Consider the following 17,005-nt stretch of genomic DNA (forward strand, 5'->3'; position numbering starts at 1 on the left):
GGAGGATGGGGGTTGCTCTCATACGCGCTCCGGCGGATCGGGTTGATGGTGCCGAGCATCATCGGAATTATCGTTATCACGTTTATCTTAACGAGAGTATTGCCGGGAGACCCGGCGCTGATGATCACCGGGGAGCAGGCCTTGCCCGAATTCGTCGACAAGGTCCGGCAACAGTACGGATTCGATCAGCCGCTGCTGGTTCAGCTGTGGGAATACGTGAAGCAGCTGGCTAGAGGGGATCTCGGCTTCGCCTGGCATACGGGGCATTCCGTCGCCTCGGACTTCGTCACCCGATTCCCGGCCACCCTCGAGCTGACGCTTGCCGGCATGGCACTCGCCCTTATCGTCGCCGTTCCGCTCGGCATTCTTGCGGCGACGAAGCAAAATTCGATTTTCGACCATATCGCGCGGGTGCTCTCGTTCTTCGGGTCGGCCATGCCGATCTTCTGGCTCGGGCTGCTTCTGATCTCCCTCTTCTATGCGAAGCTCGGATGGCTGCCCGCGCCCGTCGGCCGGATCAGCGGCGGCATTAACCCGCCTACGCACGTCACCGGGCTGTACGTCGTCGACAGCCTGCTGAGCTGGGACATGATCGCGCTCAAGGATTCGCTGCTGCATCTTCTGATGCCGGCCTTCTGCCTGAGCATGGGGACGATGGCCATCGTGACGAAGATGATCCGGGCCAGCATGCTCGAGGTGATCCGCCAGGACTTCATGAGAACGGCGAGAGCCAAGGGCTTGTCGAGAACGGCCGTCATCTACAAGCACGGACTGATCAACGCCTTGATTCCGACGCTGACGGTGGTCGGTCTCCAATTCGGCTACTTGCTCGGCGGCGCCGTCATCACGGAGACGATCTTCGTCTGGCCGGGCGTCGGCAATTACGTCACGGAGTCGATTCTGTCCGCCGATTACGCGCCGATTCAGGCGATGACGCTTATTAGCGCCGTTCTGTACGGCGTCGTCAATCTGCTCGTCGAACTGCTGTACGGCGTGCTGGATCCGAGGGTGCGCTATGAATAGGTGGAGACAAGCGTTGCGCAGTCGGCTCGCGATCGTCGGATTGATTCTCGTGGCGGTATGGGTGCTGTTCGCCTTGCTCGCGCCATGGATCGCCCCTTATCCTCCGAACGAGATTCAGATGCAGGACAAGCTATTGCCGCCGAGCGCGGCCCACTGGTTCGGCACCGACAACTTCGGACGGGACATCTTCAGCCGTATCCTGTACGGAGCGAGAGTGACCGTATGGACGGGCATGGTGTCGGTCGGCATCGCCTGCCTGATCGGCATTCCGCTCGGAGCGGCGGCCGGCTACTTCGGAGGCCGGATCGGTAACCTCATTATGCGCGTTATGGATACGCTGCTCGCGTTTCCGTCCCTTATCCTGGCGATGGCCTTGGCGGCATCGATCGGGCCCGGACTGCTCGGAGCGCTGCTGGCCGTGGGTATCGTCGCCATCCCGGAATTCGCGAGACTGGTCTACGGCCAGACCGTCGTCATCAAGGAGAAGGAATTTATCGAGGCTAGCCGGGCGCTGGGCGTGCGGGATAAGGCGATTCTGTTCCGGCACGTGCTGCCCAACGCGTTCGCGCCGCTTCTGGTGCAGATTACGCTCGGGCTCGGCTCGGCGGTTCTCACGACCTCGAGCTTAAGCTTCCTCGGGCTCGGCGTCCGACCGCCGACGTCGGAATGGGGCGCGATGATCTCCTACGGCCGGGATTACATCATCTCGGGCGAATGGTGGATGACGGTGTTCCCCGGCATCGCGATCGCTACCGTTATTTTCGGCTTCTTCCTGCTCGGCGACGGGCTGAGGGACGCGTTCGACCCGCATGGCCGAACCCGACGGGTAACCAGACGGATCAAGAGATTCTCAACACATACACATACAGGGAGTGGACAATCGCTATGAAAAACAGGAAGCTACTCGTTCTGATCTCTACGATCGTGGCCGTGCTGCTGCTGGCCGGTTGCACCAACAGCGCCAACCCCAAGGGCGGCGCCAGCGCAAGCCCAAGCGCCAGCCCGAGCGCATCGTCCGGCGGCGCCGAAGCGTCCCCGTCGGGCGAAGCCGCCGGCGGAGGGACGATTACGATCGCCTACTCGCAAGGCGCCGGCCAGACGATGGACCCGCATGAAGCGGGCGACTTGACCTCCGCTTCCTATGCGTTCGCGCTGTACGATCAACTCGTAACGAGCGGCACGGAAGAGAAGGACGGCAAGACGGTGGGCCGCACCGACCAGATCGCCCCTTCGCTCGCCGAGAAGTGGACCGTCTCCGACGACGGCAAGACGTACACGTTCACCCTGCGCGACGGAGTGAAGTTCCAGAGCGGCAATCCGGTGAACGCCGACGCGGTCGTGTACTCCTTCGAACGGGTGCAGACGAAGGGCGAGGGCGGCAGCTTGTACCAGCTCTCCAACATTCAATCCGTCACGAAGGTCGACGACCGCACGGTCGAGTTCAAATTGAGCGCGCCGAACCACCTTTTGCTGAAATACCTCGCTACCTTCACGTTCTCCATCGTCGATCCGTCCGTGGCCAAGGGCCAGCCGGACGACTACTTGACGCAGCACTCCGCCGGCTCCGGCGCGTTCACGCTGGAGAAGTGGGACCCGGCTTCGGAAGCGGTGTTCGTCGCCAACAAGAATTACTGGAAGGGCGCTCCGAAGGCCGACAAGGTTATCGTGAAGTACGTCAAGGAAGCTTCGAACCGCGAGCTGCTGCTCGAGAAGGGCGACGTCGACGTCGCGCTCGACATTCCGCCTAAGGATGTGGAGAGTCTGTCGAAGAAGGAGCATCTGACGATCAGCTCCGAATCGACGAACCGGATCGTCTACCTCGGCATGAACGCCAACTTCAAGCCGTTCGACCAGCTCAAGGTTCGCCAGGCGATCAACTACGCCGTCGACCAGAGCAAGCTGATCCAGGACGTCATGTACGGCCAGGCGGCCCCGATGACGAGCTCCATCTCGAGCAAGTCGCCGGCGCACACGTCCGAAGGCTACGAGTTCAAGTACGATCTGGACAAAGCGAAGCAATTGCTTAAGGAAGCTGGTTACGAGAAAGGCCTGACCTTCGACCTGACGGTCAACTCCTCCACGCAGGATTACGAGGATATCGCGGTGCTGCTCAAGGCCGACCTGGAGAAAATCGGCGTAACGGTCAACATCAACAAAGTCGCTCCCGCCCAGTATCGCGAGCTGATCAACAACAAGAAGGCGGCCGCGTTCCTCGGCAAGTACACGTCGCTCGTGAACGACCCGTCGTACCATTACGGCTTCCTGCTCGACAGCAAGGGCGCTTCCAACTACGCCGCTTATACGAGCAAGGCCGTGGACGACCTGCTGGCCGCGGCGAACGTGGAGCCGGACGACGCCAAGCGGACCGAGCTGTACAAGCAGGTTCAGAAGCAAGTGACGGCGGACGCTCCGTGGGCGTACCTGTACGAGAGCAACCTGATCGCCGGCTTCCGCGACGACGTCAAAGGCTACATTTTCTACCCGGACGAAATCATCCGATTCGTCACGCTCTACAAATAAAGGTTCAAGACCCCCGGAGCCGTTCGGGGGTTTTGCCCGCCTGATCACGGGAGGCGACGGTGATGACTCTTCTCTCCATCGACAATCTGGCTATCGAATTCGCCGGTCCGTCCGGCCCCGTCCGGGTCGTGGACGGCATCAGTCTCTCGCTGGGCGAGGGGGAGACGCTCGGCATCGTCGGGGAATCCGGCAGCGGCAAGAGCGTCACTTCCTTATCCGTCATGCGGCTGCTGCCCGAAGACCAAGCTGCCATCGTTCAGGGCGACATCCGTCTGCGGGGACAGAGCTTGGTCCGACTCTCGGAGGCCGAGATGAGGAAGGTTCGCGGCAACCGGATCGCGATGATTTTCCAAGAGCCGATGACGGCCCTCAATCCGGTCTTCAAAATCGGGCGCCAGCTGACGGAGGCCATCCGCCAGCATTCCCGCAAGAGCAAGCGGGAGGCCCGCAAGGAAGCGATCGAGCTGCTCGGCCATGTCGGCATCCCGCTGCCGGAGCAGATCGTGAACGTCTATCCGCATCAGCTGTCCGGCGGCATGCGCCAGCGGGTCATGATCGCGATGGCGATGGCCTGCGATCCGGAGCTTCTGATCGCGGACGAGCCGACGACCGCGCTCGACGTGACGATCCAGGCGCAGATTCTGGATCTGATGCGCAAGCTGCAGCGAGAGCGGGGCACCGCCATGCTGCTCATCACCCACGATCTCGGCGTCGTGGCCGAGACGTGCGACCGCGTGTCCGTCATGTACGCCGGGCAGATCGTCGAGCAGGGAGACGTCAAGACCGTCTTCCGGGAGCCGAAGCATCCGTATACGGCGGGCCTTCTGAAGTCCGTGCCGCAGTTCACGGGCGAAGGCAAGGAGCTGCACTCGATCGCCGGGCAGGTGCCCCATCCGTCGGAGTTCCCGGCCGGCTGCCGGTTCGCGAGCCGCTGCCCGTCCCGGATGGACGTATGCGAGAAGGTCGATCCCGCGGCGTACGACTTCGGCGACGGACATCGCTGCAAGTGTCATCTATACGGAGGGAGGGAGACAAATGCCGGCCTTGCTTGAGATCCGCGATCTGAAGAAGCATTATCCGCTGCGCAGACGGCTGTTCGGGCGGGGCGGCGGCACGGCCAAGGCGCTCGACGGCGTCTCCCTCTCGATCGGACAGGGCGAGACGTTCGCGGTCGTCGGCGAGTCCGGCTCGGGCAAGACGACGCTGGGCAAGACCATCCTGCGGTTGATCGAGCCGACGTCGGGCAGCGTTCAGTTCGAAGGCAGGGAGATTACGGGGCTGGGAGCGAACGAGCTGCGGCGGTTGAGAACGGATATGCAGATCGTGTTCCAGGACCCGTACGGCTCGCTCGACCCGAGATGGACGATCGGGCAGACGCTGGAGGAGCCGCTGCGCACGCATCTGCGCCTGTCGGACGAGGATGCGAAGGGCAGAATCGAGCGGATGCTGGAAGTCGTCGGCCTGTCGAAGCAGCACGCGTCGCGGTATCCCCACGAGCTGTCCGGCGGACAGCGGCAGCGCGTCGGCATCGCCCGGGCGCTCATCACGGAGCCGAAGTTCGTCGTCCTCGACGAACCCGTATCCGCGCTGGACGTCTCGATCCAGGCGCAGATTCTGAAGCTGATGCAAGAGCTGCAGAGCCGCTTGTCGCTGACCTATCTTTTCGTATCGCACGATCTGTCGGTCGTCCGGTATATCAGCGATCGCGTCGGCGTGATGTACTTGGGGAAAATGGTCGAGACCGGTCCGACCGCGGAGCTGTTCGAACGACCGCTTCACCCCTACACCCGGGCGCTCATCTCGGCCATTCCGGAGGCGGATCCCGCGAAGCGGCGGGAGCGGATCACGCTGTCGGGCGAGGTGCCGAGCCCCCGTAACCCGCCTTCCGGCTGCGCGTTCCATACGCGGTGCCCGATGGCGCGGCCGGAATGCAGGAGCGTGATCCCCGAGTGGCGGCAAGTGTCCGAGAACCGTTCCGTCGCATGCCACTTATACAACGAAGAGAGCAGGGATGAATCATGAGTGTAACGACGATCTGGCAAGGCAAACGATACTTCGAATCGACGGGGCCCTCCGGGTTCCCGATCCGCATGGACGCCACGCCGGCCTACGGCGGCGAAGGCAAGGGCGCGACGCCGATGGAGCTGATTCTGGCGGGGCTCGCGGGCTGCATCGGCATCGACGTGACGATGATTCTGGACAAGTTCCTCGACTCCGTCCGGTCCATCGAGATCGAGACCGTCGGAACGCGCAAGGAAGAGCCTCCGAAGGGGTATACGAGGATCGAGCTTATTTTCAAAGTGGAAGGCGACATCCCGGATTACCGCATCTGGAAGGCGATCGAGCTGGGCGCTTCGAAGTATTGCTCGGTATCCGACTCGCTGAGCGCGGAGATCGAGTACCGGCTTATCTTGAACGGCCAGGAAGCGAAGAGAAGCGAGCCGAACTAATTTATTTAAGGCAGAAAGCCCCGAGGAATCGGGGCTTTTTGCCGTTCATGAGGCACATAGTCGGGAAGAGAAGAGAAGGGATTCCGTCACGGGCGTGGAATCCAGATAGAGGCTTCGATGCACGGCTCGGCAGGTCGCTCTGCCGGGCAGAAGGGAGGACGATTATGGAGCTTATCGAGCGAATCAAGGGCGGGTTGTTCGGCGTTGCAGTCGGGGACGCGCTTGGCGGTACGACGGAATTCATGTCGCGGCGCGAAGTCGAGAACGTATACGGTTATCTCACCGAGATCGTCGGAGGCGGAGTCTGGAAGCTCGAGCCCGGGGAAGTCACCGACGATACGATGATGACGCTGTGCGTGGCGGAGGGCATCCTGGAGAATCCGCGCGATCCGATGCAGGCCATCGGGGAGAAGTATCTGGAATGGTTCCGTTCCAAGCCCAAGGATATCGGGAACATCATCCGTCATGTGCTTCAGGGGTATGACGGCAACTGGTTCGAGGCTGCTTTTCTCGCTCATATGGATCTCGGGCAGAGCGCGGGGAACGGTTCGCTGATGCGTTGTCTTCCGGCGGCTCTCTGTTATCCGAAGCTGGAGGACGTGGAGAAAGTAACGCGGATTCAGTCGAGGATGACCCACTACGACGAGCAGTGCGACCAGACTTGCGAGAGATACAATCGGATAGCTTATCATATGCTGAATGAAGCCGTTCCTCTTCGCGCGGCGATCGAACGGGAGGTTCGCGGGACCGAATACGAATCTTCCCTGGATCGGGAGCCGGATTGCGAGCCGAGCGGGTTCATCGTGCATACGTGGCGTTGGGCGATCTATCTTCTCATGACCTCGCGGTCGTTCGAAGAGACGGTTCAGAGAGCGGCCAACCTGGGAGGCGACTCGGATACGATCGGGGCCATAGCCGGCGGGCTGGCTGGCGTGCACTACGGCTATGAGGGCATTCCGGAGCGATATCGAGATCGAATTCTCATCAAGGACCGTTTGTCCGCGGTGAGCGAGCAGATCGTCGAGTTGAGACGGCGGATCGGGGCTTGAAAAGGGGAATAGCTCGTTTGCTTGAAAAGTTGACAAAATTTTCTTGAACGATGACGGTTCCTATGCTACACTCGTCTTAATAACAGCTCGACACGGAAGCACCGTGCCTGCAGAAGTTTATTTCTGCGTGCATGGTGCTTTTATTTTTTTCCAAGAGGAGTGGAACTCGATGTATCGTCCTATCGATTATCCGAAGAAGATCACGGAGAAGTGGCTCAAGAAGGCGTTCGCGCCGCTGACCGATTATCTGGAGAGCCATTATCCGGAGGAGAAGAGTAAGATGCTGTCGTACCTGGAGTTCATGTTCTGCGAGAATCAGCGATATTATTACCGCAATTGGTATACGAAGGGGTCGATCGCATTCGATCTGACGGGGCAGGTCGTCGTCTGCGATAAGGACGCTCTGCGCTGCGACTTCCAGCTTCCGGAGTTTGTCCCTGTCGACCGGCCTCCCAAGGAGGAGCGCTTCGTTCATCCGAACGTGACGCGGTGGGTCGAGAGCAAGCTGAACCCGCGGCAGGAGAAGCAGTTCGGCGAGTGGGTCCGCATCTTCCTGCAAGAATATTGGGGGCCTATGGTCAATTTCCATATGGAGGATCTGACGATCGGCTACCCGTTGAAGCGCGGAGCCTTCCCCGGCTGCTTGTACGTGTATCCGTCGGAGTTCCGGTCTCTGATGGTCTTCCAGTTCGTCGGGGACGAGATCGTGGAGATGAAGAGCGGCCTTGAGGAATATCGGAAGTTTCAAGATCGGGAGAGGGACTTGACCGTCAACGGCTGGCACGCGGTCACGATCTATCCGGAAGTGCTCGAGCAGGATGCCGACCTGTTCCGGGATTATCTGCGGAAGGCGACGCAGTTGGCTTTGCCTCGATAGTAGCAAATACTAGGCTGCACTTGGCGTTCTAGTACAAGTATTGTAGAAAATTTTGGGCATTTTCTATTATAATGAAGTAGATAGTGTTCGGTGGGCTTGCCACGGCGCAGCTCCTTCTGGAAAGGAGGGATGCCCGTGGCCCATGACAAGCTGTTCGACGTCTTGAAGTGGATTTCCATGCTATTAACGCTGTTCTTCAGCGTACGGAAGTTCATTCGCTTCATTCGTCGGAAGCTTCGTAGCATGAGAAAACCCACCGCAAAAGGTTAGGGCCTTCGGTGGGTTTCGCCTTGTATGGCGCGCCGTGGTTGCCCACTACGCTATCGAAGCGGTGTCGTGTTCCAGCACGGCACCGTTCTTTATTGTTGCCTTTATTATAACTTGCAAACCATTTCGTTTACAAGCGGGTATCCTTCTCATCTTGAAGTAGGACTCGTCCGATTCTTATGCGGTGAAGCGGGGAATGGTACGATAGGGAGACGAGCGGCAGCAGGACACGGCAGCCACAGCTTGGCTTGGAGGGAACGGAAAATGAACGACAATGGAACCGACGTTGCGAAGCTGAGCACGATTACGCTCGGGATGGGCTGCTTCTGGAGCCCCGAGGCGCTGTTCGGATCTCTGCCGGGAGTCGTCCGGACTCGCGTCGGATATGCCGGAGGCACGACGGAGCATCCGACCTACCGCGAGATGGGGGATCATTCCGAGACGGTCGAGCTCGACTTCGATCCCGAGATCCTCTCTTATGAGGCGCTGCTGGAGACGTTCTGGAATCACCATAACCCCATTAATATTAATGGGTATAAAGGAAGGCAGTATCAGTCGTTGCTGCTGTTCCGCGACCGGCAACAGGAAGAAGCCTTTCGCCGGGCGAAGGAACGAATGGAGGCAGAGAAGGGGCGGCCGCTCGAGACGGAGATCGTTCCGTTCAGGGGATTCACTCCGGCCGAACCGAGGCATCAGAAGTATTATTTGAAAAGATATCCGGACGCGATCGCCAAGCTAAGCGAGCTCTACTCGTCCGAGGAGGAGCTTACGAACTCGACGTTGGCCGCCCGGCTGAACGGATTGGCGAAGGGCTTCGCGAATCGGGAACGCCTCATCGGCGAGATCGGCCAATGGCCGCTCGATCCGGTCGCCCGGGACGACTTGGTCGCCCTCGTCCGGCGAATCCGTTGGTAGCCGGGAAGGAATAGGGCGAAGGCGCCCATTCTCAGGATACTTTTAATTTCCTTTAATCTTCCTTTTAGGATCGTCCTTCATGATAGAGACATCGCAAGATAAGGAGGATGATTCGAGATGAACGAACATCATGAGTATAGTACCGACGAACGCAAGGAGAACTTGGTTTTCAACCAGCACGACGAGCACGATGAACGTAGCGACAAAAACGAACGCAACGAAATCGACAAACCGGTAACCGTCTATCGCTATGAGCCTTGGACGAGAAGGACGCCCCTTCAGTCGTCGTATGAAGCGGAACTGGCCGCGGCGGACCGGGCGGAGAGCTCGGGAGGCGGAGCCGGCTACGGCGACAACAGCGGAAGGAATGGCAGTGATGGCGGCAGGAATGGCAGCGATGGCGGCGATGACAGCGGCCGCGGCGGTCCGCGCCGGCGGGGAGTGTCGCCCAAGGCGGTTCTCGCGTCCTTCCTGGCCGGAGCGCTGCTGGTCGGTGGACTCTCCTTCGCGTCGGACCGGCTGAACCTGTTCACCGGCGGCGAATCCGGCGCTGCCCAGTCGACGGCTTCCGGCGGCAGCTCCTATTCGGCGACGTCCGGACTGTCGACGGCATCCCTAAGCACGAGCAAGGGCATCGCCGCGGTCTTCGAGCAAGCAAATCCGGCGGTCGTGGAGATCGAGAATTACGGAGTGCCGACGAACAACTTCCCGTCGATCCTGTTCGGCGGGCGCGGCGGCTGGATGGGACGCGGGCAGCAGGCCCAGCCGCAAACCAGCCAAGAGGCGGAATTGATGGGGACGGGCACCGGCTTCTTCATTCAGAAGGACGGCTATATTCTGACGAATCAGCACGTCATCGCGAACGCGACGGAGCTGAAGGTGACCGTGCCCGGGTATGAGGAACAGTTGACGGCTAAGGTCGTAAGTGCGAACGAGAACCTGGACCTGGCGGTGCTGAAGGTGGAGAGCCCGGACGGGCAAAAGTTCCCGACGCTCTCTCTCGGCGATTCGGACCAAGCGAAGGTCGGGGATTGGGTCATCGCCATCGGGAATCCGGAAGGCCTGGACCATACGGTAACGGTCGGCGTGCTCAGCGCCAAGGAGCGTCCGATCACGATCACCGAAGACGACGGCACCGAGCACAAATACGAGCATCTGCTGCAGACCGACGCTTCGATCAACCCCGGCAACTCCGGCGGCCCGCTGTTGAACGACCAGGGCGAGGTGATCGGCGTGAATACAGCGGTGAGCACTCAAGCCCAAGGCATAGGCTTCGCCATCTCGTCCGCAACGATTCAAGACGCGCTCAAGGAGATGCTCGCGGGCACGGTGTTGCAGTCGTTGTAACTTCAAGGCAGGACTCCGCTCGATTGGATGGAGCAGCGACCGCCCCTCGAAGCTCTAACGGACACAGCTGCCGCTATTGAAATAGCGGCCGTGGTGTCCGTTAGAGTTGGCGCACCGCGCGAGACGAGAGAATACGAGAGAATGAGTCCCGCCATCCCCCCATTCAAACGCCAAGGAGCCTCCCCAAAGGGAAGCTCCTTGGCTGCTTTACTTCCGTCAATCGCCGCGATTACTTCTTCACCGTACTGTTGTACTGCGCTAGCTTCTCGTTAATCTGCTTGGCGGCGTCGTCCAGGGCGGCCTTCGGATCCTTCTGCCCGTTCAACGCCGATTCGATCGCGCCTTCGACGATCTGGCGTGCTTCCGGGAACACGCCCATCATCGCGCCGTTCGTGGCCGCAGAGTCGATCGAGGCGTGAAGCTGGTCGACCGCCGTTTGGAATTGCGGGAATTTCGCCATATTATCCTTAAGCGCTTGCTGGTCGTAAGCGGCCTTCGTAATCGGAAAATAACCGGTGGCCACGTTCCACTTCGCCTGCACTTCCGGCGAGGTCAGGTACTTGATGAACTCCCAAGCCGCCTGCTGCTCCTTGTCCGGCTTGTTGTTCAAGATGTACAGGCTCGCTCCGCCTACGACGACTCCGCCTTCCTTGGCGTCGGCCGGGCGGGGCAGGAAGCCGGTGCCCACTTCGAACTTGCCGGCGACCTTGTTGACGATGTTGCGAAGGGAAGCGGTGGAGTCGAGCGTCATGCCGATCTGGCCGGCCGCGAAGGCGGCGGAGGTGTCGTCGGTTTTCCGTCCGAGATTGGAGATGACCTTCTCGTCCAGCATTCTTTTCCACCAGGTCAACGTCTTGACGCCCGCCTCGCCGTTCACCAGAGACTCGGTCGCCGGAGACGTTCTGCCGTTGCCGTTGTTCAGATACTCCGCGTTCTGGTTGGCGAAGAACTGCTCCATGAACCAGCCGTAGATCGCGATGGAGCCGCCCGTGATGCCGCTCTTCGTCAGCGCTTTGGCGTATTCTTCGAACTCTTCGTACGTCTTCGGCGGCTTCTCGGGATCGAGCCCGGCCTTCTTGAACGCGTCCTTATTATAGTAAAGAATCGGGTTCGAGGTGTTGAAGGGCATGCCGTTCAGCTTGCCGTCCATGGAGTAGTAGCTCGTAATGTGCGGTTCGAGCTGGCTCAGGTCGTAGGAGTCGGTGTCGATGAACTGCTGAATCGGCGTGATGTAGCCCGAATCGACCATGAAGCGGGAGCCGATCTCGTACACCTGCACGATGTCCGGGCCGCCGTCCGAACCCATCGAAGCCTTCAGCTTGTTCAGGCTCTCGTCGTACGTCCCTTGGAAGATCGCCTTCACTTCGATATCCGATTGGCTGGCGTTGAAGTCGGCCGCGAGCTTGTCGATCGCTTCCGCGTTCGCGCCGGTCATGGAATGCCACCACGTGATCTTCACCGGACCGGCGGACTCAGAGGCGGATTCGGAGGCGGACTCGGCAGGATCGCCGCCGCTTGCCGGAACCGAGTTGCTGGCGGATGCGAGAGACGGCTCGGAGGAAGCATTCTCGTTGTTGGCGGAGGAACTTCCGCATGCGGATGCTACGAGGAGAAAGGCGACGGACGAGACGGCCAGCCATTCTTTGGAACGAAGCTTCTTCATGGTACGGTACTCTCTCCCTTTTCGACTCGATTTTTTTTACCTCTATCAATCAACTGCTTGTCGCAGCGGATCGTAGCCGGCGGCCCCGCGGCCTATCCCTTCAGCGCGCCTACGGTCATGCCTCGCACCAACTGCTTAAGCCCCAGCGCCAGCATAAGCAGCGAGGGCAGGAGGACGAGGGCGATGCCCGCGAACACGAGGTTCCAGGCCGTCGTCTCCTGGTGCTGAAGCATCGCGATGCCGATTTGCACCGTCCTCATCTTGTCGGTATTCGTAATGAGCAGCGGCCACAGATAGGCGTTCCACATCTGCAGGAAGGAATAGACCGCGAGCGTTCCGAGAGCGGGACGAGACAGGGGCAGGACATGCGATAGGAAAAAACGGACATGACCGCACCCGTCCATGCGGGCGGCTTCGAACAGCTCCGCCGACAGCTGCAGGAAAAACTGCCGCAGCAGGAACGTGCCGAACGACGCGGCGAGGAAGGGGACGATCAGGCCCGGATACGAATCGAGCCAGCCCCAGCCGCGCACGGTCAAGTAGTTGGGAATCATCGTCACTTCCCAAGGGATCATCATCGTGGCCATGAACAGGGCGAACAGCAGGTTCTTGCCCATGAAGTTCATGCGGGCGAACGCGTACGCGGCCAGGCTGGAGGTGACGAGCTGGCCGAGCATGACGACGATCGAGACGAGGAACGTGTTCCCGATGAACGCCCCGATCGGCACGAGATGGAAGACGTCGACGAAGTTCCGCAGGTAGAGATGATGGGGCACGACATGCGGCGGGTACTCGCTCGCTTCGCCCGGCGTCATGAGCGAGGTGGAGAACGTGTACAGAATCGGGTACAGCACCGCCAGCGCGCACAAGGCCAAGACGACGTACAAGACGGCAGCGAATAGTCGGCGTCTCATTGGTAGTGCACCTTCTTTTCCACCCATTTGAACTGAACGAGCGTGAGCAGAACGATGATGACGAACAGCACGAGAGCCCTTGCGCTGCCCGAGCCGAAGCGGAAGTTGACGAACGCTTCCTGATAGATCGAGTAGACGAGCACGTTGGTCCGGTCCATCGGGCCTCCCAACGTCAGGATGTGGATCTGGCCGAACGATTGGAACGAGCTGATGACCGAGACGATGGCGAGGAAGAACAGCGTCGGCGACAGGAGCGGCAGCAGAATCCGGGCGAATACGCGCAACGGGCCGGCTCCGTCGATGGCTGCACTCTCGCGGAGCTCGTCCGGAATGCCGCGCAGGCCGCTGGACAGCACGATGTAATTGAAGCCGAGGTTCATCCACACCGTCATGAGGGAGACGGAGAGCAGCGCCCGCTTCGGATCGACGAGCCAGGAGATCGGATCGAGATGGATGAGACTTCGAAAATAGTTCAGCATGCCGAGGCTCGGGTGGTAGAGGAACATCCAGATGACGGAAGAGGAGCCGACGGACAGGACGACCGGCAGCGAGAAGGCGAATTGGAAGAGGGACAGCCCTCTCTGACGGCCGCTCGTCAAGGCGGCGAGGACCAGCGCGAGCACAATGCCCGTCGGCACGGTCAGCAGGGCGAACGATACGGTGACTTTTAAGCCTTGGACGAATTGGTCGCTTTGGAAGAGATAACGGAAGTTATCGAGACCGACGAACCCGGCGACGCGTCCGGTCGGGTCCGTGGCGTGCAGGCTCAGATAGACGGACTTGCCCATCGGGTAGAAGAAGAAGATCGCGAACAACAGCAAGGAGGGTCCCAGAAAAGCGTAAGCGAGCGCATTCTCCCGCCGCTTCAAGCCGCTCAGCGTTCTCTCGCGGCGGCGCGCCTTCTCCCGGGTTCGGATTCGATTCCGGGGGAGGCTGAGCCTCTCGTCCAACCCGTTCATTCCTCCTGCTCCTCCTCCTTTCGGGATTCGACTGGCGGCCGGCAATCGGCTCCCCCCTCTCATCCTATCGGGCCCGTATCATCCGGGCGTCTCTTAGGAGTAAACTTTCTGTAAATTCAAAAAAGTCGACGTGCAGGCGCACCAACCATTACCTGTAATATAGAAGTAGACAAAGAGGGGCGAGTATTGCAAAATTCTACTAACCGAACTTACGATTTAGGTATATCGTGAAAGATCATCGAACAAGCGACGGGAGGCAGACGATGAAGAACGGAATGTCCGCTGCGGGGCTGCGGGATGTACCGGAGCTGCGCTATTTGAATGCGGATAATGTAGCTCGATATCGGGCGGTCATGCGATATTTCTATCAAGAGTATCAGCGTCTGCGCTATTGGATGCGCCCCGAGGAAGTCTATGAAGGCGTAAATAATTGGGGCGTGCTGGACTCTTATACGTTAGAGCAATGCCTGGCCGATCTGGAGCAGCTTAAGAACTGGCAGAATCTGGCGTCGCGGCACGATGGCGGCAGAGCCGTCACGATCGAAGAATATATGCGCAAGAAGAGCCTATACCTGTTAACGCCGTACTCGATCGAGATCGAGCGGATGCTGGAGACGCTGGAGACGATCAAAGGGTATGGAGGCTCCCTGGAGACCACTTATCTGGATACGATCTCCGAGTGCTTGCTGTCCATCCGCGGGAACGTCGGAGCATTCGCAGCGGGCGAGGCTCTTCAGTGTTGGGACAAGCTGTTTCAGGCGTTTAAGCAAATGCACGAGAACGCGGCGGACTTCATCGGCAGCATGAACTCGATTCAGGCGGAAGAGATGATGGCGACGGATGCGTTCCTTGCGATGAAGGATCGGCTGACGGATTATTTGCAGCATTTCGTGAAGGGTCTGCAGCAGAGCGCCTATCAGATCGAAGGGCATCTGCAGCAGATTACGCCGAACGTGCGGGACCTCTTCCTCGAGCAAGCCGTGGACGATGAGCTGGCCAAGCCGCGGCTGGACGAGGTGCAGTCGCGGGAGGAGCTTCTCGACCGATGGACGAGAGGCTGGATGAACTTGCGCCGTTGGTTCCTCGGGGACGACCGGGAGGCGAGCGAGCTGCAGCAGCTGGAGCGCGCGACGAAGGATACGATCGCGAAGGTCGTCCGCAGCGCGCTTCGCTTGCAGGAACGCAGAAGGGTGGGCGTAAGCCGGAGGAAGGACCTCGAGTGGCTGGCGGTCCGGTTCGAGCAAGCCGAATCGCTGGAGGAGGCCCATTGCTTGGCCGCTTATGCATTCGGCCTGTTCCCGGGCCGGCATCTTCAAGGCGAGGACGTGCGAACGACGGATCGGGCGGATGCCGCGATGTGGCAGGAACCTCCGATCGTTCGAGGGATTCGCTCAAGGAGCCGCAAGCGTCTTGGCAAAAGCGATGCCGAACCCGTTCGTTCCGATGACGAACGGAAGCGCCAGCACCGGGCGATCGTCGAAGCGCAGCTCCGGGAGGAGCGCGAGTATCTGGAGCAGCTTGCAAGCCTGGGCAACGTGCGGTTGGAGCAACTCGGCGTATTAGAGCCGCGCAAGCGGCTCCGGCTGCTCAGTTGGATCGGCCGATGTACGGCGAGTCCCAGCCGCTCCTTCGTGACGTCCGACGGCTATCGGATCACGCTGTCCGCAGCGAAGGCCGGCGAGAGGGCCGTTCTTCGTTGCACGGACGGGGATTTGGATATGCCCGATTATGTCATGAAGGTCGAGTACGCGCTAACGGAACGGAGGGCGACGGACAATGGCTAAAGGCGGGGCTCGTTCCTGGGCGATTCGCCGGATGCGGGCGCAGGCTCGGGAAGGCTCGGACGTATGGGCCTCCCGCCGCCGCGAATGCGCCAATGCGCTGCTGAACCGCCCATGGATTCGCAAGGACGAAGATCCGGAGCTGTTCTATTGGGTGAAGGATCAATACCGCGAGCTGCGGGATTGGTTTGCGGAATTCACGGGCTTCGTGCTGCTGCTCACCCGAACGATGGCGAAGCTGGACAAGGCCCCGTTGCATGCGTTGCCGTGGATGGGCTTCGGCGAGTTTCGGGAGAGCCGGGATTACGTCTTCTTCACTTACGGGCTCTGGTATTTGGAAAATAAAAGCGAGCTCGATCAGTTTCTGTTGACGGATATGGCGGAGCATCTGCGCGAGCAGATGGTCGGAGAAGGCATGGCCGTGGATTGGACGCATTATCCGCATCGGTTATCCATGGTCAGAGCGCTCAAGAAGCTGCGGCAGTTGGGCGCATTATCGGCCATCGACGGCGAGGAAGGCGACTGGGCCAACAACAAGGAGCAGAACGTGCTCTACGAATGCTCGCCGCATGCGAGATATATGCTGCGGCAGTTCCCGCAGGAGCTGAATCGCTATGAGTCTTTGCACGATCTGCATGAGCTCGCCGTCTATCCGGAGACGACGGAGGGCGAGCTTCGGCAGAGAAGGCACAGAGTCTACCGCCGGCTTCTGCTGGAGCCGGTCGTCATGGACCGGGACTGGGAGCCGGAAGATTTGAAGTATATCGTCAACCAGCGCCGCTCGATTGCGGATCAATTGCAATTGATGTTCGGTTGGACGATCAGCCGCTATCGGGAAGGGCTGCTCGTCTTCCATCCGGAGTTGACGGGGGAATCGGCGTTATTCCCGACGGCGGCGGCGATGTCCGATCTGGCGATGCTGTTCGCGGGAGAGATCAGACGGCGCATTCATCGGGAGGACGCCGTCTGGTATCCCGAGAACGATGGGAGCATCGTGCTGACGAGAAGCGATATGGAGACGTTATTGCTTGTTCTGCAACAGAAGCATAAGCCGTATTGGAGCAAGGAGCAGCAGGACATGACTTCGGCGGAGCTGGCGAGCGGGCTGATGGCGCATCTTGTCGAGTGGAGCTTGGGAAGGTGGATCTCCGAGGAGAAGTTCGCGCTATCGCCTGCGCTTAGCCGTTGGAACGCCGAATATCGATCGGAAGATTCGCAAGGGTTCGAATGAAGATCAGGG

15 protein-coding genes are annotated in these 17,005 nt (G+C 60.0%); 12 read left to right on the plus strand and 3 right to left on the minus strand.

Annotated elements, in window-relative coordinates; translation table 11 throughout:
- The first annotated feature begins 12 nt into the window (after nt 1-12).
- The 10 genes from H7B90_RS19410 (at nt 13) to H7B90_RS19455 (ending at nt 10,448) form a co-directional block, all read left to right on the plus strand.
- Nucleotides 13-1,023 (plus strand): ABC transporter permease, encoded by a 1,011-nt coding sequence (locus H7B90_RS19410; RefSeq protein WP_185137548.1) that lies wholly within the window; start codon nt 13-15, stop codon nt 1,021-1,023.
- Nucleotides 1,016-1,912, plus strand: a complete 897-nt coding sequence (locus H7B90_RS19415; RefSeq protein WP_185137549.1) for an ABC transporter permease — start codon at nt 1,016-1,018, stop codon at nt 1,910-1,912. The genes H7B90_RS19410 and H7B90_RS19415 overlap by 8 nt, the downstream gene beginning before the upstream one ends.
- Complete coding sequence (locus tag H7B90_RS19420) at nt 1,909-3,543, plus strand: ABC transporter substrate-binding protein (RefSeq protein WP_185137550.1); 1,635 nt, start codon at nt 1,909-1,911, stop codon at nt 3,541-3,543. Before H7B90_RS19415 ends, H7B90_RS19420 begins: the two co-directional genes overlap by 4 nt.
- Before the next feature lie 59 nt (nt 3,544-3,602).
- Nucleotides 3,603-4,595 (plus strand): ABC transporter ATP-binding protein, encoded by a 993-nt coding sequence (locus tag H7B90_RS19425; protein ID WP_246578744.1) that lies wholly within the window; start codon nt 3,603-3,605, stop codon nt 4,593-4,595.
- On the plus strand, nt 4,579-5,565 hold the full coding sequence (locus H7B90_RS19430; protein WP_185137552.1) for an ABC transporter ATP-binding protein: 987 nt from the start codon (nt 4,579-4,581) through the stop codon (nt 5,563-5,565). The genes H7B90_RS19425 and H7B90_RS19430 overlap by 17 nt, the downstream gene beginning before the upstream one ends.
- Nucleotides 5,562-5,993 carry an OsmC family protein gene (locus H7B90_RS19435; RefSeq protein ID WP_185137553.1) on the plus strand — a complete coding sequence of 144 codons (432 nt, stop codon included), beginning with the start codon at nt 5,562-5,564 and terminating at the stop codon, nt 5,991-5,993. The genes H7B90_RS19430 and H7B90_RS19435 overlap by 4 nt, the downstream gene beginning before the upstream one ends.
- A gap of 164 nt (nt 5,994-6,157) precedes the next feature.
- Nucleotides 6,158-7,042, plus strand: coding sequence for an ADP-ribosylglycohydrolase family protein (locus tag H7B90_RS19440; protein ID WP_185137554.1), 885 nt, complete (start codon nt 6,158-6,160; stop codon nt 7,040-7,042).
- Nucleotides 7,043-7,211: 169 nt separating this feature from the next.
- Nucleotides 7,212-7,919, plus strand: a complete 708-nt coding sequence (locus H7B90_RS19445; protein WP_185137555.1) for a hypothetical protein — start codon at nt 7,212-7,214, stop codon at nt 7,917-7,919.
- A 531-nt stretch (nt 7,920-8,450) separates the two neighbouring features.
- Nucleotides 8,451-9,101 (plus strand): peptide-methionine (S)-S-oxide reductase MsrA, encoded by a 651-nt coding sequence (gene msrA / locus H7B90_RS19450; protein WP_185137556.1) that lies wholly within the window; start codon nt 8,451-8,453, stop codon nt 9,099-9,101.
- Between the two features lie 117 nt (nt 9,102-9,218).
- Nucleotides 9,219-10,448: a S1C family serine protease gene (locus tag H7B90_RS19455; RefSeq protein ID WP_185137557.1), complete on the plus strand. Its 1,230-nt coding sequence runs from the start codon at nt 9,219-9,221 to the stop codon at nt 10,446-10,448.
- A gap of 229 nt (nt 10,449-10,677) precedes the next feature.
- Here the strand turns inward: H7B90_RS19455 and H7B90_RS19460 are convergent, their stop codons facing one another.
- The 3 genes from H7B90_RS19460 to H7B90_RS19470 all read right to left on the minus strand — a co-directional run bounded on the left by H7B90_RS19460 (nt 10,678) and on the right by H7B90_RS19470 (nt 13,984).
- Nucleotides 10,678-12,111, minus strand: a complete 1,434-nt coding sequence (locus tag H7B90_RS19460; RefSeq protein ID WP_185137558.1) for an ABC transporter substrate-binding protein — start codon at nt 12,109-12,111, stop codon at nt 10,678-10,680.
- Nucleotides 12,112-12,203: 92 nt separating this feature from the next.
- The gene (locus H7B90_RS19465) at nt 12,204-13,025 is read right to left on the minus strand and encodes a carbohydrate ABC transporter permease (protein ID WP_185137559.1); all 822 of its coding nucleotides are present in this window, start codon (nt 13,023-13,025) and stop codon (nt 12,204-12,206) included.
- The gene (locus tag H7B90_RS19470) at nt 13,022-13,984 is read right to left on the minus strand and encodes a carbohydrate ABC transporter permease (protein WP_185137560.1); all 963 of its coding nucleotides are present in this window, start codon (nt 13,982-13,984) and stop codon (nt 13,022-13,024) included. Before H7B90_RS19470 ends, H7B90_RS19465 begins: the two co-directional genes overlap by 4 nt.
- A 263-nt stretch (nt 13,985-14,247) precedes the next feature.
- Here H7B90_RS19470 and H7B90_RS19475 point away from each other — a divergent pair, with 263 nt between their 5' ends.
- Entirely contained in the window at nt 14,248-15,768 is a 1,521-nt protein-coding gene (locus H7B90_RS19475; RefSeq protein WP_185137561.1) for a TIGR02677 family protein, read from the plus strand.
- The gene (locus H7B90_RS19480) at nt 15,761-16,996 is read left to right on the plus strand and encodes a TIGR02678 family protein (RefSeq protein WP_185137562.1); all 1,236 of its coding nucleotides are present in this window, start codon (nt 15,761-15,763) and stop codon (nt 16,994-16,996) included. Before H7B90_RS19475 ends, H7B90_RS19480 begins: the two co-directional genes overlap by 8 nt.
- The last annotated feature ends 9 nt before the right edge of the window (nt 16,997-17,005 follow it).

Source organism: Cohnella xylanilytica (assembly GCF_014212175.1).
Lineage (GTDB): Bacteria > Bacillota > Bacilli > Paenibacillales > Paenibacillaceae > Cohnella > Cohnella xylanilytica.

Bases quoted from the DNA above. Each gene is read 5' to 3' on its own strand.
- H7B90_RS19415 (WP_185137549.1), top strand. From the start codon at position 1,016: ATGAATAGGTGGAGACAAGCGTTGCGCAGTCGGCTCGCGATCGTCGGA.
- H7B90_RS19420 (WP_185137550.1), top strand. From the start codon at position 1,909: ATGAAAAACAGGAAGCTACTCGTTCTGATCTCTACGATCGTGGCCGTG.
- H7B90_RS19430 (WP_185137552.1), top strand. From the start codon at position 4,579: ATGCCGGCCTTGCTTGAGATCCGCGATCTGAAGAAGCATTATCCGCTG.
- H7B90_RS19435 (WP_185137553.1), top strand. From the start codon at position 5,562: ATGAGTGTAACGACGATCTGGCAAGGCAAACGATACTTCGAATCGACG.
- H7B90_RS19440 (WP_185137554.1), top strand. From the start codon at position 6,158: ATGGAGCTTATCGAGCGAATCAAGGGCGGGTTGTTCGGCGTTGCAGTC.
- H7B90_RS19445 (WP_185137555.1), top strand. From the start codon at position 7,212: ATGTATCGTCCTATCGATTATCCGAAGAAGATCACGGAGAAGTGGCTC.
- msrA (WP_185137556.1), top strand. From the start codon at position 8,451: ATGAACGACAATGGAACCGACGTTGCGAAGCTGAGCACGATTACGCTC.
- H7B90_RS19455 (WP_185137557.1), top strand. From the start codon at position 9,219: ATGAACGAACATCATGAGTATAGTACCGACGAACGCAAGGAGAACTTG.
- H7B90_RS19460 (WP_185137558.1), bottom strand. From the start codon at position 12,111: ATGAAGAAGCTTCGTTCCAAAGAATGGCTGGCCGTCTCGTCCGTCGCC.
- H7B90_RS19465 (WP_185137559.1), bottom strand. From the start codon at position 13,025: ATGAGACGCCGACTATTCGCTGCCGTCTTGTACGTCGTCTTGGCCTTG.
- H7B90_RS19470 (WP_185137560.1), bottom strand. From the start codon at position 13,984: ATGAACGGGTTGGACGAGAGGCTCAGCCTCCCCCGGAATCGAATCCGA.
- H7B90_RS19475 (WP_185137561.1), top strand. From the start codon at position 14,248: ATGAAGAACGGAATGTCCGCTGCGGGGCTGCGGGATGTACCGGAGCTG.
- H7B90_RS19480 (WP_185137562.1), top strand. From the start codon at position 15,761: ATGGCTAAAGGCGGGGCTCGTTCCTGGGCGATTCGCCGGATGCGGGCG.